Origin of the sequence: uncultured Cellulomonas sp. (assembly GCF_963527515.1) — a bacterium.
In the GTDB taxonomy this organism is placed as follows: domain Bacteria; phylum Actinomycetota; class Actinomycetes; order Actinomycetales; family Cellulomonadaceae; genus Cellulomonas.
Map to the genome: position 1 here is coordinate 1 of NZ_CAURTV010000051.1, position 24,192 is coordinate 24,192.

General features: G+C 73.8%; 24 protein-coding genes and 1 pseudogene. 22 read left to right on the forward strand and 3 right to left on the reverse strand.

All coding sequences use genetic code 11. From position 1 onward, the window contains the following. Nucleotides 1–204, forward strand: a pseudogene (locus RYN42_RS12365) (cysteine--1-D-myo-inosityl 2-amino-2-deoxy-alpha-D-glucopyranoside ligase); the annotation flags it as partial. A gap of 7 nt (nt 205–211) precedes the next feature. Here the strand turns inward: RYN42_RS12365 and RYN42_RS12370 are convergent. Beyond that, the gene (locus RYN42_RS12370; RefSeq protein ID WP_315096538.1) at nt 212–1,069 is read right to left on the reverse strand and encodes a PAC2 family protein; all 858 of its coding nucleotides are present in this window, start codon (nt 1,067–1,069) and stop codon (nt 212–214) included. A gap of 90 nt (nt 1,070–1,159) precedes the next feature. Between RYN42_RS12370 and RYN42_RS12375 the strand changes: the two genes are divergently transcribed. Beyond that, nucleotides 1,160–1,852, forward strand: a complete 693-nt coding sequence (locus RYN42_RS12375) for an HAD family phosphatase (protein ID WP_315096540.1) — start codon at nt 1,160–1,162, stop codon at nt 1,850–1,852. 4 nt (nt 1,853–1,856) lie between these two features. On the opposite strand, the gene RYN42_RS12380 is transcribed toward RYN42_RS12375, so the two are convergent. Next, the gene (locus tag RYN42_RS12380; RefSeq protein WP_315096574.1) at nt 1,857–2,696 is read right to left on the reverse strand and encodes a PD-(D/E)XK nuclease family protein; all 840 of its coding nucleotides are present in this window, start codon (nt 2,694–2,696) and stop codon (nt 1,857–1,859) included. Between the two features lie 183 nt (nt 2,697–2,879). Here RYN42_RS12380 and RYN42_RS12385 point away from each other — a divergent pair, with 183 nt between their 5' ends. From RYN42_RS12385 to RYN42_RS12425, 9 genes are all read left to right on the forward strand, one after another. Further along, a complete protein-coding gene (locus RYN42_RS12385; protein WP_315096542.1) occupies nt 2,880–4,013 on the forward strand; it encodes a site-2 protease family protein in 1,134 nt (377 codons plus the stop codon). A gap of 11 nt (nt 4,014–4,024) precedes the next feature. Then, nucleotides 4,025–5,035 (forward strand): tRNA (adenine-N1)-methyltransferase, encoded by a 1,011-nt coding sequence (locus tag RYN42_RS12390; protein ID WP_315096543.1) that lies wholly within the window; start codon nt 4,025–4,027, stop codon nt 5,033–5,035. A gap of 127 nt (nt 5,036–5,162) precedes the next feature. Beyond that, nucleotides 5,163–6,797, forward strand: a complete 1,635-nt coding sequence (gene arc / locus RYN42_RS12395) for a proteasome ATPase (protein ID WP_315096545.1) — start codon at nt 5,163–5,165, stop codon at nt 6,795–6,797. A 46-nt stretch (nt 6,798–6,843) separates the two neighbouring features. After that, nucleotides 6,844–8,466 carry a depupylase/deamidase Dop gene (gene dop / locus RYN42_RS12400; RefSeq protein WP_315096547.1) on the forward strand — a complete coding sequence of 541 codons (1,623 nt, stop codon included), beginning with the start codon at nt 6,844–6,846 and terminating at the stop codon, nt 8,464–8,466. A gap of 144 nt (nt 8,467–8,610) precedes the next feature. Further along, nucleotides 8,611–8,808 (forward strand): ubiquitin-like protein Pup, encoded by a 198-nt coding sequence (locus RYN42_RS12405; RefSeq protein ID WP_315096549.1) that lies wholly within the window; start codon nt 8,611–8,613, stop codon nt 8,806–8,808. A gap of 6 nt (nt 8,809–8,814) precedes the next feature. Further along, complete coding sequence (gene prcB / locus RYN42_RS12410; RefSeq protein WP_315096550.1) at nt 8,815–9,657, forward strand: proteasome subunit beta; 843 nt, start codon at nt 8,815–8,817, stop codon at nt 9,655–9,657. Next, nucleotides 9,654–10,355 carry a proteasome subunit alpha gene (prcA, locus tag RYN42_RS12415; RefSeq protein ID WP_315096551.1) on the forward strand — a complete coding sequence of 234 codons (702 nt, stop codon included), beginning with the start codon at nt 9,654–9,656 and terminating at the stop codon, nt 10,353–10,355. Before prcB ends, prcA begins: the two co-directional genes overlap by 4 nt. Before the next feature lie 33 nt (nt 10,356–10,388). After that, entirely contained in the window at nt 10,389–11,750 is a 1,362-nt protein-coding gene (gene pafA / locus RYN42_RS12420) for a Pup--protein ligase (RefSeq protein WP_315096552.1), read from the forward strand. An 82-nt stretch (nt 11,751–11,832) separates the two neighbouring features. Continuing rightward, nucleotides 11,833–12,717 carry an FKBP-type peptidyl-prolyl cis-trans isomerase gene (locus RYN42_RS12425; RefSeq protein WP_315096553.1) on the forward strand — a complete coding sequence of 295 codons (885 nt, stop codon included), beginning with the start codon at nt 11,833–11,835 and terminating at the stop codon, nt 12,715–12,717. Here RYN42_RS12425 and RYN42_RS12430 read toward each other — a convergent pair. After that, entirely contained in the window at nt 12,714–13,361 is a 648-nt protein-coding gene (locus RYN42_RS12430) for a TIGR03085 family metal-binding protein (protein WP_315096555.1), read from the reverse strand. The genes RYN42_RS12425 and RYN42_RS12430 overlap by 4 nt on opposite strands. Before the next feature lie 103 nt (nt 13,362–13,464). Here RYN42_RS12430 and RYN42_RS12435 point away from each other — a divergent pair, with 103 nt between their 5' ends. The 11 genes from RYN42_RS12435 to trpA all read left to right on the forward strand — a co-directional run. Further along, a complete protein-coding gene (locus RYN42_RS12435; RefSeq protein ID WP_315096557.1) occupies nt 13,465–15,345 on the forward strand; it encodes an ABC transporter ATP-binding protein in 1,881 nt (626 codons plus the stop codon). After that, on the forward strand, nt 15,342–17,159 hold the full coding sequence (locus RYN42_RS12440; protein WP_315096559.1) for an ABC transporter ATP-binding protein: 1,818 nt from the start codon (nt 15,342–15,344) through the stop codon (nt 17,157–17,159). The genes RYN42_RS12435 and RYN42_RS12440 overlap by 4 nt, the downstream gene beginning before the upstream one ends. Nucleotides 17,160–17,213: 54 nt before the next feature. After that, on the forward strand, nt 17,214–17,615 hold the full coding sequence (gene hisI / locus RYN42_RS12445) for a phosphoribosyl-AMP cyclohydrolase (protein ID WP_315096560.1): 402 nt from the start codon (nt 17,214–17,216) through the stop codon (nt 17,613–17,615). Further along, on the forward strand, nt 17,612–19,195 hold the full coding sequence (locus tag RYN42_RS12450) for an anthranilate synthase component I (RefSeq protein ID WP_315096562.1): 1,584 nt from the start codon (nt 17,612–17,614) through the stop codon (nt 19,193–19,195). Before hisI ends, RYN42_RS12450 begins: the two co-directional genes overlap by 4 nt. A gap of 53 nt (nt 19,196–19,248) precedes the next feature. Then, nucleotides 19,249–19,779 carry a Trp biosynthesis-associated membrane protein gene (locus RYN42_RS12455; protein ID WP_315096564.1) on the forward strand — a complete coding sequence of 177 codons (531 nt, stop codon included), beginning with the start codon at nt 19,249–19,251 and terminating at the stop codon, nt 19,777–19,779. A gap of 77 nt (nt 19,780–19,856) precedes the next feature. After that, on the forward strand, nt 19,857–20,162 hold the full coding sequence (locus RYN42_RS12460) for an HGxxPAAW family protein (RefSeq protein WP_315096566.1): 306 nt from the start codon (nt 19,857–19,859) through the stop codon (nt 20,160–20,162). A gap of 58 nt (nt 20,163–20,220) precedes the next feature. Further along, complete coding sequence (locus RYN42_RS12465) at nt 20,221–20,742, forward strand: DUF4190 domain-containing protein (RefSeq protein ID WP_315096568.1); 522 nt, start codon at nt 20,221–20,223, stop codon at nt 20,740–20,742. Nucleotide 20,743: 1 nt separating this feature from the next. Then, nucleotides 20,744–21,217, forward strand: a complete 474-nt coding sequence (locus RYN42_RS12470) for a DUF2752 domain-containing protein (RefSeq protein WP_315096570.1) — start codon at nt 20,744–20,746, stop codon at nt 21,215–21,217. Between the two features lie 135 nt (nt 21,218–21,352). Further along, on the forward strand, nt 21,353–22,165 hold the full coding sequence (gene trpC / locus RYN42_RS12475; protein ID WP_315096572.1) for an indole-3-glycerol phosphate synthase TrpC: 813 nt from the start codon (nt 21,353–21,355) through the stop codon (nt 22,163–22,165). Nucleotides 22,166–22,200: 35 nt separating this feature from the next. Continuing rightward, the gene (gene trpB, locus RYN42_RS12480) at nt 22,201–23,478 is read left to right on the forward strand and encodes a tryptophan synthase subunit beta (RefSeq protein WP_315096576.1); all 1,278 of its coding nucleotides are present in this window, start codon (nt 22,201–22,203) and stop codon (nt 23,476–23,478) included. Next, nucleotides 23,475–24,192, forward strand: a 718-nt coding sequence (gene trpA, locus RYN42_RS12485) for a tryptophan synthase subunit alpha (protein ID WP_399552478.1), incomplete at its 3' end; no start/stop codon positions are given. The genes trpB and trpA, both read left to right, overlap by 4 nt.

Sequence of the window (24,192 nt, forward strand, 5' to 3'; positions counted from 1 at the left end):
GTGTCCGGCAACGGCGGCCCCGACGCCGACGCCGCGCTCGCCGGCGTGCGCGCGGCGCTCGCCGACGACCTGGACACCCCCGCAGCGCTCGCGCTGATCGACGCGTGGTCGGACCTGTCGCTGGCCGGCACCGCCGACCCGGTGGAGGGCGCCCCCGGCGTCATCAGCCGCACCCTGGACGCCCTGCTGGGCATCCGCCTGTGACGGAGGCTCAGCCGCCCGTGCCCTTGTCGCGGCGGCGCAGGTAGCGCTCGAACTCCTGGGCGATCGCCTCGCCGCTGGCCTCCGGGAGGTCGGCCGTGTCCTTGGCCTCCTCGAGCTGGTGCACGTACTCGCCGATCTCCGCGTCCTCCGAGGCCAGCTCGTCGACGCCGTGCTGCCACGCCGCCGAGTCGTCGGGCAGCTCGCCCAGGGCGATCGGCTCGCCGAGCAGCTGCTCGATGCGGTGCAGGATGGCCAGCGTCGCCTTGGGCGACGGCGGGTGCGCGACGTAGTGCGGGACCGCCGCCCACAGGGACATGGAACGCATCCCGCGCGCGGCCGCCTCGTGCTGCAGGACGCCGACGATGCCGGTCGGACCCTCGTAGGTGTTGGGCTCGAGGTGGAAGAGGTCCCGGACGCTCGCGTCGTCGCTGGTCGTGTTCACGGGGATGGGGCGCGTGTGGGGGACGTCCGCCAGCAGCGCGCCGACGGTGACCACGGTGTCGACGCCGAGCCCCGCGGCGATGTCCAGCAGCTCGGTGCAGTACCGGCGCCACCGCATGGAGGGCTCGATGCCGTGCACCAGCACCACCCGGCGGCCGGTGGCCGGGGCGGTCGCGACGGCGACGGCGGTGGTGGGCCACGTGATCTCGCGTCGGCCGTCCGGTCCGGGACCGACCACCGGCCGGTTCACCTGGAAGTCGTGGTACTCCTCCGGGTCCAGCTCGTCCACCTGCTCGGCGTCCCAGACCTCGTGCAGGTGCTCGAGGGCCTGGGTGGCGGCCGACCCGGCGTCGTTCCACCCCTCGAACGCCGCGAGCAGCACGGTCTCGCGGACAGGGAGGTCGGCCGACGGGGTGTCGCTCATCAGGCCAGACTAGAGCGAGCCGGACCGACGACCACCGACGGGCGTTCCCGCGCGTCGCAGGCCGCTGTGCAGCGCTCGTACGATGGACCGATGCCTCGCCACCTCGCCGACCTCGTCCTGCCCTCCGCCGTCCTGTGGGACATGGACGGGACGCTGCTGGACACCGAGCCGCACTGGATGCGCGCCGAGACCGAGCTGGTCGAGGCGCACGGCGGCGTCTGGACCTACGAGGACGGCCTGTCCCTCGTGGGCAACCCGATGCTGGTGTCCGCGGTGCGGCTGCAGGAGCACGGGGTCGTCCTCGCGCCCGACGAGATCGTCGACTTCCTCAACACGCGTGTCGGCGCGGCCGTCGCCGCCGAGATCCCGTGGCAGCCGGGTGCCGAGCAGGTGCTCGCGGACCTGCGGGCCGCCGGGGTGCCGATGGCGCTGGTCACCTCGTCCTACCGGAGCCTGGCCGAGCCGTTCGCCGCCGCCGCCGGCGTGTTCGACGTGGTGGTGAGCGGCGACGAGGTGGCGCGACCCAAGCCCGACCCCGAGCCGTACCTGACCGCGGCACGGCTGCTCGGCGTCGACATCGGCGACTGCGTCGCCGTCGAGGACTCGGGCGCCGGCATCGCGTCAGCCGTCGCGTCCGGCGCCCGCGCGGTGGCCATCGAGGTCATGCAGCCGATCGCCGCGCGGCCCGGCCTCAGCCGCGTCGCATCGCTGGCCGACCTCACGCTGCCCGCCCTCGCCCGCATCGTCCGCGGTGAGGTGCTCGACCTGCGCCGGGCCAGCTGACGGTTCAGGCCGCCGTCGGGACCACGCCGATCGACCGCTCGACCGCACCCTCCGGGATCTGCGGGGGGGTGCCGCCGAACGCCGGGCAGATCGCCTTGAACGAGCACCACTCGCAGAGCTTCGAGGTGCGCGGCCGCCAGTCGCCCGACCGCGCCGCGGCCTCGATGCCCGCCCAGATGGAGCGCACCCGCGCCTCGATGGTGGCCATCTCGGGCTCCGTCGGCTCGTGCGTGAGCACCACGCCGTCACCGAGGTACTCGAGCTGCAGGCGCTTGGGCAGCACCCCGCGCGTGCGCCAGATGACGTAGGCGTAGAAGCGCATCTGGAACAGCGCGGAGCTCTCGAACCCGGCGCGCGGCGACCGGCCGGTCTTGTAGTCGACGACGCGGACCCAGCCGTTGGGTGCCACGTCGACCCGGTCGACGATGCCGCGCAGCTGCGGTCCGCCCTCGTCCAGCTCGGTCGAGACGAGCAGCTCGCGCTCGCGCGGCTCGATCCGGGTGGGGTCCTCGAGCGTGAAGTACGTCGCGAGGAGCGCCTCCGCGCTGATGAGCCACTCGGCGAGCTCGGCCGGCTCGGCGAACAGCTCGCCCACCTGCGGCGAGCGCTCCAGGAGCGCGGCCCACTGGTCGGGGAGCAGCCCGTGCGCGGCGGCGAGCGTGCGCTCCGTGGCGGGCAGGTCGAACAGGTGCTCCAGGACGGCATGCACCAGCGTCCCGCGGGCCGCCGCGGGGCTGGGCGGCTCCGGCAGCCGGTCGATCACGCGGAACCGGAACAGCTGCGGGCACTGCAGGAAGTCGTTGGCCCGCGACGGGGACAGCCCCGGCCGGGACGGCGGGCGCACGCTCGCGGCCTCCTCGACCGCGACCTCGACCGCGGTCTCCACGGCGTCGTCGACCGAGGCCTCCGCGTCGGCCGCGGGGGTGGGGGACGTCTCGTCGAGGTGCTGCACCGTCACCCCTCGAGCGTAGGCGGGGCTACCCACACCGGCGGTCACCGACCCACCCGCGGCACCTACTCTGGACCGGTGAGCACCCCTCGACCCCCCGCACGACGGTCCTCCGGCTGGGTGATCGGTCGCGTCGCCGGTGCCCCGATCATCCTGGCGCCGAGCTGGCTGATCGCCGCGGTGGTCCTGACCCTGATTTTCGCGCCGACGGTGCGCGCCCGCGCCGGGGACCTCGGCGGGCTCGTCTACGTCGTCGCGCTCGGGTTCGTCGTCCTGCTGTTCGCCTCCGTGCTGGTCCATGAGCTCGCGCACGGGTTCATGGCGCGCGCCCGCGGGCAGCAGCCGCGCGAGTTCGTCCTCACGCTCTGGGGCGGGCACACCGCGTTCGGCGGCGCGACGCCGACGCCGGGCAGCAGCGCGCTCATCGCCGTGGTGGGACCGGTGGCCAACCTGGTGCTCGCCGCCGGGTTCCTCGCGCTCGCGCAGGGCACGGACTCGAGCAGCCTGGTCGGGCTGCTCCTGTGGTCGGGCTGCCTCGCCAACGCGTTCGTCGGGCTCTTCAACCTCGTCCCCGGCCTGCCGCTCGACGGCGGGTACCTGCTCGAGGCGGCCGTCTGGGCGGTGACCAAGAACCGGCACACCGGCACGGTCGCTGCCGGGTGGGTGGGCCGGGTCGTCGCGGTCGGCGTGTTCGTCTGGGCGCTCGTCCGGCCGCTGGCGTCCGGTCGGCAGCCCGAGCTGTACGACGTCGTCTGGGCCGCCCTCGTCGGGGCGTTCCTCTGGTCCGGGGCGTCCGCCGCGGTGCGCGGCGGACGCACGCAGAAGGCCGTCGGCCTGCTCACCGTCGGCTCGGTGGGCCGCCCGGCGATCGGCGTCGGGCACAGCGAGTCGATCGCGCACGCCGGTGCGCTCGCGGCCGCGGCCGGCGCGCAGGAGGTCGTCATCCTGTCGCCGGACGGCCGACCGGCGGCCTACGTGGACCGTGCGGCGGCCGCCTCGGTGCCCCCGGACGCCGCGGGCACCACGCCGGTCACCGCGGTCGCCGTCCCGCTGCCCGGCGGTGCCCAGGTCGACGGGCTCCTCACCGGGCAGGCCCTGGTGGCCGCCGTGGGACGGGCCACCGAGCACTCGCCCGTGGTGGTGGCCCTCGTCGACGGCCGCGTGGTCGGGCTGATCCGCGCGATGGACGTCGTCGCCGCGATCCGCTCCTAGACTCGGGCACCGTGAACCCCGACCAGACGTCCACCGGGGCCGCGCAGCGTCGCGGCCTCTTCCGTGCGGGCGACCGCGTGCAGCTCACCGACCCGCGAGGGCGGCTGCACACGATCACGCTCGCCGAGGGCGCCTCGTTCCACACGCACCGCGGCTACCTCAGCCACGACCTGCTCCTCGACGCGCCCGAGGGCTCGGTGGTCCGCAACACCGCCGGCATCGAGTACCTGGCCGTGCGCCCGCTGCTCGCCGACTACGTGCTGTCCATGCCGCGCGGCGCCGCGGTCGTCTACCCCAAGGACTCCGGGCAGATCGTCGCCATGGCGGACATCTACCCGGGCGCGCGCGTCATCGAGGCCGGGGTGGGCTCGGGCGCGCTGACCATGTCGCTGCTGCGCGCGGTCGGCGACGCGGGCTCGCTGCACTCGATCGAGCGGCGCGAGGACTTCGCGGCGATCGCCCGCGGCAACGTCGAGGGCTTCTTCGGCGGGCCGCACCCGGCGTGGCAGCTGTCCGTCGGCGACCTCTCGGACGTCCTGCCCACCGTGGCGGAGCCCGGCAGCATCGACCGCGTCGTGCTGGACATGCTCGCTCCCTGGGAGAACCTCGACGCGGTCGCCGACGCCCTCGCGCCGGGCGGCGTGTTCATCTCCTACGTCGCGACCACCACCCAGCTGTCCCGGCTGGCCGAGGACATCCGCAGCGACGGCCGGTACACCGAGCCGGAGGCGTGGGAGTCGATGGTGCGCGGCTGGCACCTCGAGGGCCTGGCCGTGCGCCCGCAGCACCGGATGATCGGGCACACCGGCTTCCTGCTCACCACGCGCCGGCTCGCCGACGGCGTCGAGGCGCCGCAGCGTCGGCGCCGGCCCGCCAAGGGCGCCTACCCCGTGGCCCCCGACGGGGCCCCCGCCGTCGACGACTCCGAGCTCTGGTCGCCGGAGGCGATGGGCGAGCGGCTGGTCTCGGACAAGAAGCTGCGCCGGGCGCGCCGCGACGTCGGCCAGGCGCCCACCACCTGAGAAGCTCCGCGCGCGTCGGGCTCCGTGTGTTGACACTGGTGGTTAGGGTCGTCGGACCAGCAGGCACAGAGCCGTGCACGGCGGGGACGGAACAGCGACCACGCGCGACGGAACGGAGGCCGACGAGATGACCGATCCGGCAGCCCCTGGGCGGGACCTGCACCGCGAGCTGACGGTGCTCGCGGCCAAGAACGAGCGGCTCAGCGACGCCCTCGTGGCCGCCCGCGAGCAGATCCTCGACCTCAGGCGGCAGGTGGACGACCTGGCGAAGCCGCCCGGCACCTACGCGACCTTCCTGGCCTCGCGCGCCGACGGCACCGTGGACATCGTGTCGGCAGGACGCAAGATGCACGTCGGCGCCAGTCCCACCCTCGACGTCTCCCGCCTGCGTCCCGGTCAGGAGGTCATGCTCAACGAGGCCCTCACCGTGGTCGAGGCCGGCGGCTACGAGGAGGTCGGCGAGCTCGTCACGGTCAAGGAGCTGCTCGGCACGGACCGCGCCCTGGTGGTCGGCCGCGGTGACGAGGAGCGCGTCGTGCGCTTCGCGGGACAGGTCCGCGACGCGCACGTGCGGATCGGCGACGCCCTGACCATCGACTCGCGCAGCGGCTTCGTGTTCGAGGTCATCCCGCGCGCCGAGGTCGAGGAGCTGGTGCTCGAGGAGGTGCCAGACATCGACTACAAGGACATCGGTGGCCTGGGCCCGCAGATCGAGGCCATCCGCGACGCCGTGGAGCTGCCCTTCCTGCACCCCGAGCTGTTCCGCGAGCACGGCCTCAAGCCCCCCAAGGGCGTGCTGCTGTACGGGCCGCCCGGGTGCGGCAAGACGCTCATCGCCAAGGCGGTCGCCCACTCCCTCGCGGCCACCGCGGCGGCGGCGCGCGGGGAGGCAACCGCGGACACCAAGAGCTTCTTCCTCAACGTCAAGGGCCCGGAGCTGCTCAACAAGTACGTCGGGGAGACCGAGCGGCACATCCGGCTGATCTTCGCCCGGGCGCGCGAGAAGGCGTCGCAGGGGCACCCGGTCGTCGTCTTCTTCGACGAGATGGAGTCGCTGTTCCGCACCCGCGGGACGGGCGTGTCCAGCGACGTCGAGACCACGATCGTGCCGCAGCTGCTGAGCGAGATCGACGGCGTCGAGCGGCTGGAGAACGTCATCGTCATCGGGGCCTCCAACCGCGAGGACATGATCGACCCGGCCATCCTGCGGCCCGGCCGCCTCGACGTGAAGATCAAGATCGAGCGCCCGGACGCCGAGGGCGCGCGGGAGATCTTCGGCAAGTACCTGGTGCCGACGCTGCCCATCCACCCGGACGACATCGCCGAGCACGGCGGGTCCGTCACGGCTGCGGTGGAGGCCATGATCACCCGGGTGGTCGAGCGCATGTACACCGAGAGCGACGAGAACCGGTTCCTCGAGGTCACGTACGCCAGCGGCGACAAGGAGGTCCTGTTCTTCAAGGACTTCAACTCGGGCGCGATGATCCAGAACGTGGTCGACCGGGCCAAGAAGTCGGCGATCAAGGACTTCCTCAGCACCGGCCAGCGCGGCATCCGCGTCGACCACCTGCTCACTGCGTGCGTGGACGAGTTCCGCGAGAACGAGGACCTGCCCAACACCACCAACCCGGACGACTGGGCGCGCATCTCCGGCAAGAAGGGTGAGCGCATCGTCTTCATCCGGACCATCGTGCAGGGCAAGAAGGGCGCCGAGGGCTCGCGCACCATCGAGACGGTGACCAGCACGGGGCAGTACCTCTGACGGACGCTCGACCCGGCGCACGGCCACGCCGTCCTAGGGTGGACGCGTGACCGTGCGCCGCGTGATGGGGATCGAGACCGAGTACGGGATCCTCCAGCCCGGCCGCCCGCTGGCCAACCCCATGCTGCTGTCCAGCCACGTGGTCGCGGTGCACGCGGCCGCGCGCGAGGGGTCACGCACCAAGGCCCGGTGGGACTACGACGACGAGGACCCGCTGCACGACGCCCGCGGCTTCCACCTGCAGCGCGCGTCGGCCCACCCGTCGCTGCTCACGGACGACCCGGACGTGCCGGCGCCCTCAGGGGACGGGCGAGCAGCTGACGGGCCACAGGCCCTGCCCCGTGCGACGACCGAGGAGTACGAGGACCCCGGCGCCGCCAACGTCATCCTCACCAACGGTGCGCGCCTCTACGTCGACCACGCGCACCCGGAGTACTCCTCGCCGGAGGTCACCAACCCGCTCGACGCCGTCCGCTGGGACCGGGCAGGCGAGCGCGTCATGCTCGCGTCGGTCCGCGCTCTCGCGTCGACCGCGGCGCTGCCGGACGTCGCGCTCTACAAGAACAACGTGGACGGCAAGGGTGCCACCTACGGCATGCACGAGAACTACCTCGTGGACCGCGCGGTCCCGTTCAACGACCTCGCCGCGCGGCTGATCCCGTTCTTCGTGACGCGCCAGGTCTTCACCGGGGCCGGCCGGGTGGGCCTCGGCCAGCGCGGCGAGGAGCCGGGCTTCCAGCTCTCCCAGCGTGCGGACTACATGGAGGCCGAGATCGGCCTGGAGACCACGCTGCGCCGGCCGATCGTCAACACGCGCGACGAGCCGCACGCGGACCCGGACCGCTGGCGGCGGCTGCACGTGATCATCGGTGACGCCACGATGCTCGAGGTGGCCACGTACCTCCGTCTCGGCACCACCTCGCTGGTCCTGTGGCTGATCGAGCGGGCGGTGGCCGAGGGCGGCGCCGGGGGAGCGCTGGCCGCCGTCGACCGGCTCACGCTGCGCGACCCCGTGCAGGCCGTCCACCTCGTGAGCCACGACCTGACGCTCACCACCCGGCTCGAGCTGCTGGACGGGCGCCGCCTGACGGCGCTCGAGATCCAGCGCGAGTACCTCTCGGCCGTCCGTGCCGCCCTCGACCACGTCGGCGATACGCCCGACGAGCAGACCGCCGACGTGCTGGCGCGCTGGGAGTCGCTGCTGGACCGGCTGGAGAGCGACCCGGCGTCGTGCGCGCGGGAGGTCGAGTGGCTGGCCAAGCTCCGGCTCCTGGAGGGCATGCGGCGGCGCGACCGGCTGGCCTGGGACCACCCGCGGCTGGCGGCGATGGACCTGCAGTGGTCCGACGTGCGGCCCGAGCGCGGTCTCTACCACCGGCTCGTGCAGGCGGGTGCCGTGGAGCTGCTGGTGCCGGCCCAGGACGTGGCCGACGCCGTCGTGCACCCGCCGCACGACACCCGTGCGTACTTCCGCGGCGAGGCCGTGGCGCGGTACGGCGGCGAGATCTCGGCGGCCAGCTGGGACTCCGTCGTCTTCGACGTGCCCGGCGCGGCCACGCTGCAGCGGGTGCCCATGCGGGACCCGCTGCGCGGCACGCGGGCGCACGTCGGCGACCTCCTGGACCGCAGCCCGGACGCGACCGCGCTGCTGGACGCCCTCGGCGCCTGACGGTCGACCGGCGGGCGTCGGCGCACCGCGGTCGTCGTCGTCGACCGTCCGCCCGTCCGCACGGTGGGCACGCGGGCCGGGACCGTCGGAAGATGGGCCTAGGGTGAGCCTGAGCACGTCGTTCGGCACCCCCGGGAGGTCACCATGGCTGGTCAGGAACACGTACGCCCGCGCCGCGAGGACGCAGAGCCGGACGACGGACCGGACACGCCCGCCCCGGCCACGGCGAGCGCGCAGGCCCGTGACGCGGAGGTCGACGCCCTGCTGGACGAGATCGACGACGTCCTGGAGTCCAACGCCGAGCAGTTCGTGCGCGGCTTCGTCCAGAAGGGCGGTCAGTGACCGCCGATGAGCTCACACGACACGTCCGACCGTTCCTCGTCGGGAAGACTGCCGCACGCGTTCACCACCCCCGGCTCGTCGTCGTTCATGGACTTCCTGTCCAGCCACGCCCCTGCGCTGCTGCCGGGTAACCGGCCCGACCCCGGCGTGCTGGCACCGCACGGCACCACGATCGTGGCCCTCGCGTTCGAGGGCGGGGTCGTCATGGCCGGCGACCGGCGGGCCACCATGGGCTCGATGATCGCGAGCCGCGAGATCGAGAAGGTGTTCCCCGCCGACGAGTACTCCGCGGTCGGCATCGCCGGCACCGCGGGCCTCGCCGTCGAGCTGGTCCGCCTGTTCCAGCTCGAGCTCGAGCACTACGAGAAGATCGAGGGGAGCCTGCTGTCGCTGGACGGCAAGGCGAACCGGCTGGCCACGATGATCCGCGGCAACCTCGGCATGGCGATGCAGGGGCTGGCGGTCGTGCCGCTGTTCGGCGGCTTCGACCTGGACCGCCGCGTCGGCCGGATCTTCTCTTACGACGTCACCGGCGGCCGCTACGAGGAGCACGACCACCACGCGGTGGGCTCGGGATCGGTGTTCGCGCGCGGCTCGCTCAAGAAGCTCTGGCGCCCGGGTCTCGACGCCGGCGCCGCGGTGCGCGTGGCCGTGGAGGCGCTCGTGGACGCAGCCGACGACGACTCCGCGACGGGAGGCCCCGACCACACGCGCAGGATCTGGCCCGTCGTCGCCACGGTGACCGAGTCCGGGTACCTGCGGGTGAGCGACGCCGACCTGGGCGAGGTGGCCGACCAGGTCGAGCTGGAGCGCCGGCAGACGCACGAGGGGCGAGGGGGCGCGCGATGAGCATGCCGTTCTACGTCTCGCCCGAGCAGCTCATGAAGGACCGGGCCGACTACGCGCGCAAGGGCATCGCCCGCGGTCGGTCGGTCGTGGTCCTGCAGTACGACGACGGGATCGCGTTCGCGACGGAGAACGCCTCGCGCGCGCTGCACAAGATCTCCGAGATCTACGACCGCATCGGCTTCGCCGCCGTCGGCAAGTACAACGAGTTCGAGAACCTGCGGGTGGCCGGCGTGCGCTACGCGGACCTGCGCGGCTACTCCTACGACCGCGAGGACGTGACCGCCCGCGGCCTGGCCAACGCGTACGCGCAGACGCTGGGCACCTCGTTCACCACGGAGTCCAAGCCGCTCGAGGTGGAGATCGTCGTCGCCGAGGTCGGGCGCGAGCCCGCGGGCGACCAGATCTACCGGCTCGCCTACGACGGGTCGGTGACCGACGAGCACGGGTACGTCGTCATGGGCGGGCAGGCGGAGCGCCTCGGCGGGCTGCTGGCCACGGACTGGCGCGCGGGCCTGACGCTGCCGGAGGTGCTGGCGCTCGCGGTGCGGACGCTCGGCTCCCCGGCGGAGGAGGGTGGCGAGGCACGGGCGATCCCTGCGGCTCAGCTGGAGGTCGCCGTGCTCGACCGGACACGCCCGCGGCGCACCTTCCGGCGCCTCGCGGGGGCTCTGCTGAAGGACCTTCTCGACGCAGACTGAGGACACGGCACGGGTGACGAAGGGAGCACGGCGATGGACAGGCGGATCTTCGGCCTGGAGACGGAGTACGGCGTCACCTGCGCCGCGCAGGACGGCCGCGGGCTGTCCGCCGACGAGGTCGCGCGCTACCTGTTCCGCAAGGTCGTCGCGTGGGGCCGCTCGTCGAACGTCTTCCTGCGCAACGGCTCCCGGCTCTACCTCGACGTCGGTTCCCACCCCGAGTACGCGACCGCCGAGTGCGACGACGTGCGCCAGCTGGTCACGCACGACCGCGCGGGGGAGCGCATCCTCGAGGGGCTCGTCGCGGACGCGCAGCAGCGGCTCGAGCACGAGGGCCTGCCGGGCACCATCCACCTGTTCAAGAACAACACCGACTCCGCGGGCAACTCCTACGGTTGCCACGAGAACTACCTCGTGCGCCGGCAGGGGGACTTCTCGCGCCTGTCCGACGTGCTGGTGCCGTTCCTCATCACGCGCCAGATCCTCACCGGCGCCGGCAAGGTGCTCACGACGCCCCGGGGAGCCGTGTACTGCCTGTCCCAGCGCGCGGACCACATCTGGGAGGCCGTCTCCAGCGCGACCACGCGGTCACGGCCCATCATCAACACGCGCGACGAGCCGCACGCCGACGCCGAGCACTACCGCCGCCTGCACGTGATCGTGGGCGACTCGTCGATGTCGGAGACCACGACGATGCTCAAGGTCGGCACCACCGACCTGCTGCTGCGGATGATCGAGGCCGGCGTCCCCATGCGGGAGATGACGCTGGAGAACCCCATCCGCGCGATCCGGGAGATCAGCCACGACCTGACGGGCATGCACCCGGTCACCATGGCGAACGGCCGGACCGTGACCGCGATCGACCTGCAGGAGGAGTACCTCACCCGGGTGACGGACTTCCTCGCCTCTGAGGGTGGTCCGAGCCCGGAGAACAAGCAGGTGCTCGACCTGTGGGAGCGGGGCCTGCGGGCGATGCGCACGGGCGACCTGTCGCTGGTGGACCGCGAGCTGGACTGGGTCATCAAGTACAAGCTGATCGAGCGGTACCGCGCCAAGCACGACCTGGAGCTGTCCGACGTGCGGGTGCAGCGCCTCGACCTGGCGTACCACGACATCTCCCGCACCGAGGGCCTCTACAACCTGCTCGCGGCCCGCGGCATGGTCGAGCGGGTGACCACGGACCTGGAGATCTTCGAGGCCACCGCGGTGCCGCCGCAGACCACCCGCGCCAAGCTGCGGGGCGACTTCGTGCGCGCCGCCCAGGACGCCCGGCGGGACTACACGGTGGACTGGGTGCACCTCAAGCTGAACGACCAGGCGCAGCGCACGGTCCTGTGCAAGGACCCGTTCCGCAGCGTCGACGAGCGGGTGGACCGGCTCATCGAGTCCATGTAGCAGGACGGCGGTCCAGGTCGAGGTCGTACAGTGTGGCGGTCCTGCGCGCCTCCGGCGGGACCCCAGGAGCGGAAGGAACGACGTGCCACGACTGCAGGGCCGGGCCCTGGCCGCCACTCTGGCGATCGCGCTGATGAGCCTCGCGGGGTGCACGACGCCGGACTCGGAACCGGCCGCGGTGACGGTGTCGGGCGAGCCCGGTGAGGCGCCGACGATCACCTACCTGACCCCGTTGCAGGTGGACGAGACCCGGACCGAGCAGATCTGGCCGGGCACCGGCGCCGAGCTGGTGGAGGGCGCTCCGGTGCTCATCGACTTCTGGCTGGAGGACGCCACGGACGCGTCGCTGGTGAAGGAGAGCTACTCCTCGAACCCCACGGCGATGCTGCTGACGGAGGAGGACCTGGGCACGGACCTGTACAAGACGCTGCGCGGCCAGCAGGTCGGTGCCCGGTTGCTCCAGGTCAGCCCGGGCAGCGGATCGGGCGCGACGAACTACCCGACGGTGACCGTGGTCGACGTGCTGCCCACCCGCGCCGAGGGTGTGCCGGTGCCGGCGGTCCCCGAGCTGCCGGTCGTCGCGCTCGACGCGGCCGGTGCCCCTTCGATCACCGCGACGGGGACGGAGCCTCCGACGACGCTCGTGGCGCAGCCGCTCGTCCGCGGGTCGGGCGAGCAGGTGGCGGAGGACGACGTGGTCACCGTGCAGTACACCGGCTTCGCCTGGACCACCGGCGAGGCGTTCGACTCGACGTGGTCGCACGGCCTGCCGGTGTCCTTCTCCCTGCAGGACGTGCGGGCGTGGGCGGAGGGCCTGGTCGACCAGCCGGTGGGGAGCCAGGTGATGCTCGTCGTGCCGCCCACCTACGCCCTCGGCGTGACCGACAGCGAGGAGCTGGCGGGCCAGACCGTCGCCTTCGTCGTCGACATCCTGGCCACCGGGCACCCGGAGCAGCCCGCCGGCTAGTGCGAGGGCAGCACGCCCTCGATCGCCGCGACGTCGTGCGGCGCCCCGTCCACCCGGACGTCGGCGGCCGCGCCTCGCCCGAACAGGTAGAGCACGAGCTCTCCGACGGCGCCGCGGACGACGACGGTGCCGTGCTCACCCCGCGGGGAGCGCAGGTGGTGCCGGACGCCGTCGTCGCGGACGAGCACGACACCGACAGGAACCCGGCGCAGCCGCATCCCGCCCGAGCGCCGGACCTGGTTCCACAGCGCCTCGAGGTGGTCCCTGTCGAGGTCGCGGGGCGGGACAGGGCCGGCCCCGCGTCGCACGTCCTCGGTGTGCACGAAGAACTCGACGACGTTGGCGGTCTCGGCCACCCAGGCGGCCGGGTGCCACGGTGCGGGCTTGTCGGCCACGCGGGACACCAGGTCCCGGTACGTCCCCTCGGTCGCCGCCTGGTCGGCGAGCGCGGCGATGCGCGCCTCGGCGCGGGCCGACAGAACGGGCACCGCGATCCCGACGGCCACCACCGGGGCGTGCTCGCGCAGCACGACGTGCGCCGCGAGGTGCCGGGCCTGCCAGCCCTCGCAGAGCGTCGGGGCGTCCGGCGCGACGTCCCGCAGGGCCTGCGCCAGCTGCGCGCGCTCGATCTCGTGCCAGGTCATGACCGCAGGATCGCACGCGACGGGTGACGCCGCGGGCCGGGGGCTGCGCCGGCGCACATGAGAGGATGGCGGCCACCCCATCAGCTCCACGGAAGGTCCTGTCGTGCCCACGCGAGACGAGTCACCGCGGTCGGCGGCGCTCACCGGATCCGTGCCCCGACGTGCCGTCCAGCTCATCGGTCGCGGGATCCGTGCGCACCCGCGCACCTACGCCCTGGCCATCGGCACCTCGGCGGTGTTCGGTGTGCTGACGGTCGGGGTCAGCCGGGTGCTCGGCGCGGTCACCGACCAGGTGGTGGTGCCGGCGCTGTCCGGGTCCGCCGCCGCGCGCGACCGGATCTGGCTCGCCGGGCTGGCGATCGCGCTGGTCGCGGTGACGCTCGCGGTGTCGGTCGCCGGTCGCCGGATGTTCGCGGGCCGTGGGTTCGCGCTGATCCAGGAGGACCACCGCACGGCCGTCACCCGGCAGTACCTGCGCCTGCCCATGTCGTGGCACCGGCAGCACCCGACGGGTCAGCTGCTGTCCAACGCGAGCGCGGACGTCGAGGCGGCGACGTCGGTGTTCAACCCGCTGCCCTTCGCGCTCGGCGTCGTCGTCATGATCGTGGTGGCCACGGTGCAGCTGGTCCGCACGGACATCTGGCTCGCTCTGGCGGCCCTCGTCGTGCTGCCCCTGGCGGTGCTCGCGAACGTGGTGTTCCAGCGGCGGATGTCTCCGGCGGCGATCCAGGCGCAGCAGCTGCGCGCGGAGGTCGCGGACATCGCGCACGAGAGCTTCGAGGCCGCCGTGCTCGTCACCTCGCTGGGCACCCAGGCGCGTGAGGAGGCACGGTTCGCCGAGCGGGCCGCGCGGCTGCGGGACGCGAACGTGCGCGTCGGGGTGGTCCGCGCGCTGTTCGACCCGGTCATCGACCTGCTGCCCGGGCTCGGCACGCTGCTGGTGCTGCTGGTGGGGACCGTCCAGATCCGCGCGGGCCGGGTGGAGACCGGCGACGTCGTCGGCGCCGCCTACCTGCTGACCCTGCTCGCCGTCCCGGTGCGCGCGTTCGGCTGGGTCCTGGGGGAGCTGCCCCGCGGGCTGGTCGGCTACGACCGCATCGCCCGCGTGATCGACTCCCACGGTGCGCTCAGCGTCGGCAGCACGCCGTGGTCGCCGGTCGGCGGCGCGCGGGTGGAGCTGCGGGGCCTGAGCCACTCGGTCGCGCTGCCCGGTGGCGGCGAGCTGGAGCTGCTGCACGACGTCGACCTCGACGTGCCCGCGGGCCGCACGGTCGCCGTGGTGGGTCCGACGGGGGCCGGCAAGACGACGCTCGTGTCCCTGGTCAGCAGGCTGTCCGACCCGTCGCGCGGTTCGGTGCGCGTGGACGGGCTCGACCTGCGGGACGTGCGGCCCGCCGACCTCGCCCGTCACGTCGCCCTCGTCGCGCAGTCCACGTTCATCTTCGAGGACACCGTCCGGTCGAACGTCACGCTCGCCGACGCGGGCGAGGCGGGGGCGCCCGACGACGAGGCCGTGTGGGACGCGCTGCGCCTGGCCCGGGTGGACGACGTCGTCCGGGCCCTGCCCGGCGGGCTCGACGCGCCGCTCGGTGAGCGCGGGGCCAACCTGTCGGGCGGGCAGCGGCAGCGCCTGGCCCTGGCCCGCGCCCTGGTCCGGCGTCCGTCCGTGCTCGTCCTGGACGACGCCACGTCGGCGGTGGACCCGCGCATCGAGCAGGCGATCCTGCGCGGTCTGCGCGGCGACGGCGGGGCCGGCAGCCCGACGGTCCTCCTGGTGGCCTACCGGATGTCGTCGGTCCTGCTGGCGGACGAGGTGGTGCACGTCGACGGCGGCCGCGTGGTCGACCGCGGCACGCACGACGAGCTCCTGGCCCGCGACCCCGGGTACCGCGAGCTGGCCACCGCCTACGAGCAGGAGACGGCGCGCCGGGTCGCCGAGGCGGCGGACGCGGAGGCCCTCGAGGTCGTGGAGGACCTGACGTGAGCGCGACCCAGCCGAGCCACCGGTTCGCCCCCGCCAGCACCCTCGGCGTCCTGGCCACCCTGCGTCGTGGCGTGCAGGTCTCGCCGCAGCTGCTGGCCGGCTGGCAGCTCACCGTGCTGCTCGCGGTGGTCGCGTCGGTCGGCCGCGTGCTCGTGCCGATCGCCGTGCAGCAGACCGTGGACACCGGGATCCTGGCCGACGGCGGACCCGACGTCCCCCGCGTCGCGGCGCTCGCCGGCCTCGCGGCGCTCGGTCTGCTGATCGGCGCGGTCTGCTCGGCGTACGTCAACGTGCGGCTGTTCCGGTCCAGCGAGAGCGGCCTGCTCGCGCTGCGCACCCGCGCGTTCCGGCACGTGCACGACCTGTCCGTGCTCACGCAGAACACCGAGCGCCGCGGGTCGCTGGTCTCGCGCGTCACGTCGGACGTCGACACGATCTCGCTGTTCGTGCAGTGGGGCGGGATCATGCTGCTCGTCTCGGTGCTGCAGATCGGGGTGGCCACGGTCCTCATGGCCGTCTACTCCTGGCAGCTGACGCTCATCGTCTGGGCCGGGTTCGTGCCGCTGTTCGTGCTCCTGCAGCCGCTGCAGAAGCGGGTCAACGGCCGGTACACCGCGGTGCGCGAGCGGGTCGGCGCGATGCTCGGGGCCGTGTCCGAGGCGGTCGTCGGTGCGGAGACCATCCGCGCGTACGGGGTCGGGGAGCGCACGCAGCGGCGGGTCGACGCCGCGATCGCCGCCACCCGCAGCGCCATGGTGCGCGCGCAGAACCTGGTCGCGCTCGTCTTCTCCAGCGGTGTGCTCGTCGCCAACCTGGTGCTCGCCCTGGTGGTGGTCGCGGGGACGTACCTGGGGATCGCCGGTGAGATGTCCGTCGGTCGGCTGCTCGCCTTCCTGTTCCTCGTCCAGCTGTTCACCGGCCCGGTGCAGATGGCGACCGAGATCCTCAACGAGCTGCAGAACGCGATCGCCGGGTGGCGGCGCGTGCTGGGGGTGCTGGAGACCACGGTCGAGGTGGTCGACGCCGGTGCCGACGGCGTGCCCAGCCCGCGCGGCCCGGCGCACGTCGAGCTGCGCGGTGTCGGGTTCTCCTACCCGGACGGCCCGCCGGTGCTCGAGGACGTCGACGTGACGATCCCCGCCGGTTCGTCGGTCGCGGTCGTCGGTGCCACGGGGTCCGGCAAGACCACGATCGCCAAGCTGGTCGCGCGGTTCATGGACCCGACCCACGGCGCGGTGCTGCTGGACGGGGTCGACCTGCGGCACGTCCCGCTGGCCGACCTGCGCCGACGCGTGGTGCTCGTGCCCCAGGAGGGCTTCCTGTTCGACGGCACGCTCGCGCAGAACGTGGCGTACGGGCTGCGCCACGAGGACGGGACGACCACGGCGGCGGACGACGACGCCCGGATCCGGGACGCGATCGACGCGCTCGGCCTGGACGGCTGGGTGGACGAGCTCGCCGACGGCCTCGACACGTCGGTCGGCCAGCGCGGCGAGTCCCTGTCGGCGGGGGAGCGGCAGCTGGTGGCGCTCGCCCGGGCCTACCTGGCCGAGGCGGACCTGCTGCTCCTGGACGAGGCGACGTCCGCCGTGGACCCCGCCACCGAGGTGCGGATCGCCCGGGCGCTGGAGTCGCTCACGCGCGGGCGCAGCACGCTGACGATCGCGCACAGGCTGTCGACGGCCGAGGCGGCCGACACCGTCGTGGTGGTCGACGCGGGGCGCGTGGTCGAGGTGGGCCGCCACGACGACCTGGTCGCCCGGGGCGGCCACTACGCGGCGATGCACGCGGCGTGGGTGTCCCAGACGCGCTGACCGCGCGGTGGGACGGGCCCGGGGCGTCGGACCCGCCGTGGCAGGATCGGGGGCGTGTCCTCCAGCCCCGCAGCCCCCGTCCTGGACCCCGCCGTCGCGGAGCGCCTGAAGCACGACGACCACGGCCTGCTGGCGGCAGTCGTGCAGCAGCACGACTCGCGCGAGGTGCTCATGCTCGGCTGGATGGACGACGAGGCCCTGCGGCGCACCCTGACCACCGGCCGCGTAGTGTTCTGGAGCCGCTCGCGCCAGGAGTACTGGCGCAAGGGGGACACGTCCGGGCACGCCCAGTACGTGAAGGCCGTGAGCCTCGACTGCGACGGTGACGCGCTGCTGATCGAGGTCGACCAGGTGGGTGCCGCCTGTCACACGGGCGCGCGCACCTGCTTCGACGCGGGTGGCCCGCTGCCGGCCGTCGTCGGCACCCGTCCCACGCAGAACGGAGACCCGCGATGACCGCGTCCACCACCGCGCCCACCGCCGCGCCCGCGCACGTCGTCGCGGCGGAGGTCCCCTGGGGTGGCACGTGGCCGTCGCTCGAGGCGTTCCGCGACCTCGCCCGCGACCGCCGGGTCATCCCGGTGGTGCGCCGGCTGCTGGCCGACGACGTCACCCCGGTGGGCCTGTACCGGACGCTCGCGGCCGGCCGGCCGGGGACGTTCATCCTCGAGTCCGCGGAGGCCGACGGCAGCTGGGACCGCTACTCGTTCGTCGGCGTGCGCTCGCGCGCCACGCTCACCGTGCGGGACGGCTCGGCGGTGTGGGTGGGCGACGTCCCGGTCGGGGTGCCCACGGACGGCGACGCGCTGGACGTCCTCGAGCGGACCCTGGACGCCCTGCGCACGCCCGCGATCCCCGGGCTGCCGCCGCTGACCAGCGGGCTCGTGGGCGCGCTCGGCTGGGACATCGTGCGGCACTGGGAGCCGACGCTGCCCGCGGCGGCGCCGGACGAGCTCGGCGTCCCGGAGCTCACGCTCCTGCTGGCCACCGACCTCGCGGTGGTCGACCACCACGACGGCTCGGTCTGGCTCGTCGCCAACGCGATCAACTTCGACGACACGGACGAGCGGGTCGACGACGCCCACACGGACGCCGTCGCGCGGCTCGACGCGATGCAGGCGGCGCTGCTGCAGCCCGCCGAGAGCGCGGTGGCGGTGCTGGTGGACGTCGCCGAGCCGGAGCTGGCGTTCCGGTCCACCCGGCAGGAGTTCGAGGACGCGGTGCGCACGGGCCAGGAGGCCATCCGCGAGGGCGACGTGTTCCAGGTCGTCCTCTCGCAGCGCCTCGACCTCGACTGCCCGGCGGCGCCGCTGGACGTCTACCGCGTGCTGCGCACCATCAACCCGAGCCCGTACATGTACTACCTGCAGCTGCAGGACGCGGACGGCCGGGACTTCGCGGTGGTGGGCTCCAGCCCCGAGACGCTGGTCAAGGTGACGTCCGGGCGGGTGGTGACCTTCCCGATCGCCGGCTCGCGCCCCCGCGGTGCGACGCCCGACGAGGACCGGCGCCTGCAGGACGAGGTGCTGGCCGACCCCAAGGAGCGAGCCGAGCACATCATGCTGGTCGACCTGTCCCGCAACGACCTGGTCAAGGTGTGCGAGCCGGCGAGCGTCGAGGTCGTCGAGTTCATGGCGGTCAAGCGCTACTCGCACATCATGCACATCTGCTCCACCGTGGTCGGCCGCCTGCGCGAGGGGGCGACGGCCCTGCAGACGCTGGTGGCGACGTTCCCGGCGGGCACCCTGTCCGGCGCACCCAAGCCGCGGGCCATCGCGCTCATCGACGAGATCGAGCCGGCCCGTCGCGGCATCTACGGCGGCACGGTCGGCTACTTCGACTTCGCCGGGGACATGGACATGGCGATCGCGATCCGGACCGCGCTGATCCGCGACGGGCGCGCGAGCGTCCAGGCCGGCGGTGGGATCGTCGCGGACTCGGTGCCGGCGCTGGAGTACGAGGAGTCGCGCAACAAGGCCGCCGCCGCGGTGCGGGCGGTGCAGATCGCCTCCCGGCTGCGTCGGGCCGGGGCGTGACGGTCGCCGGGACCGTCGACCGGGGTCGGTCCGGGCGGGGCCGTGCCGCCGGCGTGCTGATCGTGCTGGCGGGGGTCACCGCTCTCGTCGCGGTGCCGACGTGGTTCACGACCACCGGCACCACCGCCCTGCAGGGCGCGGTCCCGGTGGAGGTCGCCGGTACGCAGGTGGCCCCCGCCGTCCTCGCGGCCGCGGTCGCGGTCCTCGCCGCGGGGGCCGCGGTGGGCCTGGTCGGTCGGGTGGGTCGCTGGGTGGTCGCGCTCGTGGTCGTCGCGTGCGGGGTGCTCGTCGTCGGCACGACGCTTGCCGTCACGGCAGACCCGGTCGCCGTCGTGTCGCCTGTGGTCGCCGCGCAGACCGGGGTGGGCAGGCTCGCCGGCCCGGTGGCGACGACCCTCTGGCCGTGGCTCGCGGTCGCCGTGGGGGTGCTCGACGTCGCGGCGGGCGGCTGGCTGGTCCGGGCGTCGCGCGCGTGGTCCTCGCCGTCCCGGCGGCACGAGACCGCGGCGGGTGGCGCGGCGCCGGCGGCGGCCGACGAGCGGGCCGACTGGGACGCCCTCAGCCGGGGCGACGACCCGTCCTGACCTGCGCGGGCGGCTGCCGGGCAGCGCCCGGACGGTCCGATAGGGTGGGTCCAGAACCGAGCACGAAGGGCACCACCATGGCAGACGACACCCTGGCGCACCGCGCGCAGAACGCCACGACGACCGAGGCGATGCACCTGCCGCCGACGGCCGCCCCCACCAACCACGGCAAGACGCTCGCCGCGTGGTTCACCACCTACGGCGTGGTCATCACGTTCGTCATCGCCGGTCTCGGCGTGCTGTTCGCCCAGGTCTGGCTCTTCTGGGTGGGCATCGGACTGCTGGCGCTCGTCCTGGTCGGGGGCAAGGTGCTGCAGTCCGCCGGCCACGGCCAGGGCGGCGACAAGACGCGGGCCCGACAGGCACGCACCGGCGGGCACTGACCCGTCCAGCTCCACCGCCGCCCGGCACCGGGCGAGCGCACGCGACCCAGGAGGACCGATGTCGACCCCCAACGAGCCGCAGAACCCGTACGACGGAGACCCGCAGCCGCCCCAGCAGCCGCAGGAGCCGACCGGGGCGCCGCAGTACCCGGCCGCCCCGCCGCCGCCCTCCCCGTACCCGAGCGGCGCGCCGCAGTACCCCGGTGCCGCCGGCACGCCGCAGTACGCGCCGGCCACCCCGTACGGCACGGCGCCCGGTGGCTACAGCCAGCCCGGGGCCGGCTACGGGGCGCCGTACCCGAAGAACAGCCTCGCCGTCTGGTCGCTGGTGCTGGGCATCGTCTCTTTCGTCCTGTCGTGCGGCCTGTTCACCGGCATCCCCGCGGTGATCGTCGGCAACAACGCCAAGAAGGCGGTCGCGCGCGGCGAGGCGAACAACGGCGGCATGGCCACGGCCGGGATCATCCTCGGCTGGGTCGCGATCGTGCTCTCGATCCTCGGCATCATCGCGTTCGCGATCCTGTTCGCCAACCAGGACTTCCGGGACGCGTTCAACGACGGCTACACCTACTCGAACTGACGTGACGACCGTCGACGACGGTCCGCAGTCCCAGCCGACCGGCCCGCTCCCGTCCGACGCACCTGCGCCGGACGCGGCGGGCCGTCGTGCGTCTGCGGCCGCCCCGCTGGTGGCCGCCGCCGTCGCGGTCGCGGCGACCGTCGTGCTCGCCCTGCGGGACCCGCACGTGGACGGCAGCTACGGCGGGTGCCCCCTCTACGCGCTCACCGGGCTGTGGTGTCCGGCGTGCGGCGGGCTGCGCGCGACGCACGACCTCGCGCACGGCGACCTCGCGGGGGCCTGGTCGATGAACCCGCTGTGGGTGCTCGCCGTGCCCGTCGTCGTCGGGCTCTGGGCGCGGTGGCTCGCCCGCCGGGTGCGGGGACGCGCCGCGCGGCCGGCACCCGTGTGGGGGGCGTGGGTGCTGCTGGTGGCCGTCGTCGGGTTCGGGATCGCACGCAACGTCCCGGCGCTGGCACCGTGGCTGGCCCCCTGACGAGCCCCCCGTCCCACCCTGCGGCCTGTGGTCCGGGTCACTGTCGGGCCGTTCTACGATGTGGCACCGGGCCATCGCCAGGAAAGTGCGCGAGCAGCTGGTCCGGAACCGACCGGGGGAGAAGGTGAGTTGTCGATGACCGTGCTGGACGACATCGTCGCGGGAGTCAGGCAGGACCTCGCCGTCCGGGAGCAGGCCACGCCGCTCGCGACGGTCAAGGAGCGGGCACGGCGTCGCGAGTCGGCCATCGAGTGCGTCGGCCGCCTGCGCGCCGAGGATGCGGTGCGGGTCATCGCCGAGGTCAAGCGGTCCAGCCCCAGCAAGGGTGCGCTGGCCACGATCAAGGACCCGGCCGCCCTCGCGGCCGAGTACGAGAAGGGCGGCGCGGCCGTCATCTCGGTGCTCACCGAGGAGCGCCGGTTCCACGGCTCGCTCGCCGACCTCGACGCCGTCCGCGCCCGGGTCGACATCCCCGTCCTGCGCAAGGACTTCGTCGTCACGCCCTACCAGGTCTGGGAGGCGCGCGCGCACGGCGCCGACCTGGTCCTGCTCATCGTCGCCGCGCTCGAGCAGACCGTGCTGGAGTCGCTGGTGGAGCGCGTGCACTCCCTGGGCATGACCGCCCTGGTCGAGGTGCACGACACGGAGGAGGTCGCCCGGGCCGCCGACGCCGGAGCCCGGGTGATCGGCGTGAACGCCCGCGACCTGCGCTCGCTGGAGGTGGACCGCACCACGTTCGCCCGCGTCGCGCCCGCGATCCCCTCGCACATCGTGAAGATCGCCGAGTCCGGCGTCCGAGGCCCCCACGACGTCATGGACTACGCGCGCGCCGGCGCCGACGCCGTCCTGGTCGGGGAGGCGCTGGTCACGGACGACGCCCCGCGCGACTCGGTCGCTGACCTCGTCGCCGCAGGTGCGCACCCCTCCCTGCGGGCGGTGCGCCAGTGACCGGTCGGCCAGGGGTCGGCCCGCTGTCGGACAAGCTGCTCGAGGCCACCGCGAGCGGTCCGCTGTCCACCCACGCGGGGCCGTACTTCGGCGAGTTCGGCGGCCGGTTCGTCCCCGAGGCGCTCATCGCGGCGCTGGACGAGCTGGACACCGAGTACCACAAGGCGCTGACCGACCCGGCGTTCGGGCGCGAGCTCGCCCGTCTGCACCGCACCTACACCGGCCGCCCGAGCCCGCTCACCGAGGTGCCCCGGTTCGCGCAGCACGTCGCGCCGGGCGTGCGGGTGTTCCTCAAGCGCGAGGACCTGAACCACACCGGGTCGCACAAGATCAACAACGTGCTCGGGCAGGCCCTGCTGGTCAAGCGCATGGGCAAGACGCGGGTGATCGCGGAGACGGGCGCCGGCCAGCACGGCGTCGCGACGGCGACCGCGGCCGCCCTGCTCGACCTCGAGTGCGTCGTGTACATGGGCGAGGAGGACACCCGTCGCCAGGCGCTCAACGTGGCGCGCATGAAGCTGCTCGGCGCCGAGGTCGTCCCCGTGACCATCGGCACGAGGACGCTCAAGGACGCGATCAACGAGGCGCTGCGCGACTGGGTGGCCAACGTCGAGACCACGCACTACCTGCTGGGCACCGTGACCGGGCCGCACCCGTTCCCGGAGATGGTGCGCGACTTCCACAAGATCATCGGCGAGGAGGCCCGGGCGCAGCTGCTCGACGAGATCGGGCGGCTGCCCGACGCCGTCGCCGCGTGCGTCGGCGGCGGGTCCAACGCGATGGGCATCTTCAACGCGTTCCTCGACGACGCCGACGTGCGGCTGTTCGGCTTCGAGGCCGGCGGTGCCGGGATCTCCTCCGGACGGCACGCTGCGCGGTTCTCGGGCGGTCAGCCCGGCGTGCTGCACGGCGCCAAGTCGTACCTCCTGCAGGACGAGGACGGCCAGACGCTGCCCAGCCACTCGGTGTCGGCCGGCCTGGACTACCCGAGCGTCGGTCCCGAGCACGCGTGGCTGCACGACATCGGGCGCGCCAACTATCGGCCGGTGACCGACGACGAGGCCATGGAGGCGTTCCGCATCCTGTGCCGGACCGAGGGCATCATCCCGGCCATCGAGTCGGCGCACGCCCTGGCCGGCGCGATCCAGCTGGGCGAGGAGCTCTCCGGCTGGACCGGGGACGACGGCCACGAGCCCGTGCTGCTGATCAACCTGTCCGGGCGTGGTGACAAGGACGTGGCGACGGCCGCGGCCTGGTTCGACCTCATCGAGGACGAGCCTGTGGTGCTCGCCGACCAAGGAGAACAGCTGTGACCAGCACGGCACCGCCGACGGTCGAGGTGAGGTCCCAGGTCGCGGAGCACCTGGACTCGCTCGGCCGGTCGGCCTTCGTCGGGTACCTGCCGGTCGGCTACCCGACCGTCGACGGGTCCGTGGCCGCGGTCCGCACGATGATCGACGCCGGCGTGGACGTCGTCGAGCTCGGGATGCCGTACAGCGACCCGGTGATGGATGGTCCGCTCATCCAGCGCGCGGTCGACGCGGCCCTGGCGGGCGGCACCCGCGTGGGGGACACGATCCGCGCGGTCGAGCAGGTGGCCGGTCGCGGAGCGCCCGTCCTGGTCATGACCTACTGGAACCTGGTGCTCCGGTACGGGGTCGACGCGTTCGCGCGCGACCTCGCCGCGGCCGGTGGAGCCGGCCTGATCACCCCCGACCTCATCCCCGACGAGGCTGCCGACTGGATCGCCGCCTCCGACGCGCACGGGCTCGACCGCGTCTTCCTCGTGGCCCCCAGCTCGACCCCCGAGCGCCTCGCGTCGACCGCGGCCGCGTCGCGCGGCTTCGTCTACGCCGCCTCCACCATGGGCGTGACGGGGGAGCGGGCGACCCTCGGCACCCGTGCCGCCGAGCTGGTCGGGGCGACCCGCGCGGCCGGCGCCGCACGCGTGTGCGTCGGCGTGGGGGTCTCGACCCCCGCGCAGGCCGCCGAGGTCGCCGGGTACGCGGACGGCGTGATCGTCGGGT

Bases quoted from the DNA above. Each gene is read 5' to 3' on its own strand.
- RYN42_RS12370 (WP_315096538.1), bottom strand. From the start codon at position 1,069: ATGAGCGACACCCCGTCGGCCGACCTCCCTGTCCGCGAGACCGTGCTG.
- RYN42_RS12375 (WP_315096540.1), top strand. From the start codon at position 1,160: ATGCCTCGCCACCTCGCCGACCTCGTCCTGCCCTCCGCCGTCCTGTGG.
- arc (WP_315096545.1), top strand. From the start codon at position 5,163: ATGACCGATCCGGCAGCCCCTGGGCGGGACCTGCACCGCGAGCTGACG.
- RYN42_RS12405 (WP_315096549.1), top strand. From the start codon at position 8,611: ATGGCTGGTCAGGAACACGTACGCCCGCGCCGCGAGGACGCAGAGCCG.
- prcB (WP_315096550.1), top strand. From the start codon at position 8,815: ATGAGCTCACACGACACGTCCGACCGTTCCTCGTCGGGAAGACTGCCG.
- prcA (WP_315096551.1), top strand. From the start codon at position 9,654: ATGAGCATGCCGTTCTACGTCTCGCCCGAGCAGCTCATGAAGGACCGG.
- pafA (WP_315096552.1), top strand. From the start codon at position 10,389: ATGGACAGGCGGATCTTCGGCCTGGAGACGGAGTACGGCGTCACCTGC.
- RYN42_RS12430 (WP_315096555.1), bottom strand. From the start codon at position 13,361: ATGACCTGGCACGAGATCGAGCGCGCGCAGCTGGCGCAGGCCCTGCGG.
- RYN42_RS12450 (WP_315096562.1), top strand. From the start codon at position 17,612: ATGACCGCGTCCACCACCGCGCCCACCGCCGCGCCCGCGCACGTCGTC.
- RYN42_RS12460 (WP_315096566.1), top strand. From the start codon at position 19,857: ATGGCAGACGACACCCTGGCGCACCGCGCGCAGAACGCCACGACGACC.
- RYN42_RS12465 (WP_315096568.1), top strand. From the start codon at position 20,221: ATGTCGACCCCCAACGAGCCGCAGAACCCGTACGACGGAGACCCGCAG.
- trpC (WP_315096572.1), top strand. From the start codon at position 21,353: ATGACCGTGCTGGACGACATCGTCGCGGGAGTCAGGCAGGACCTCGCC.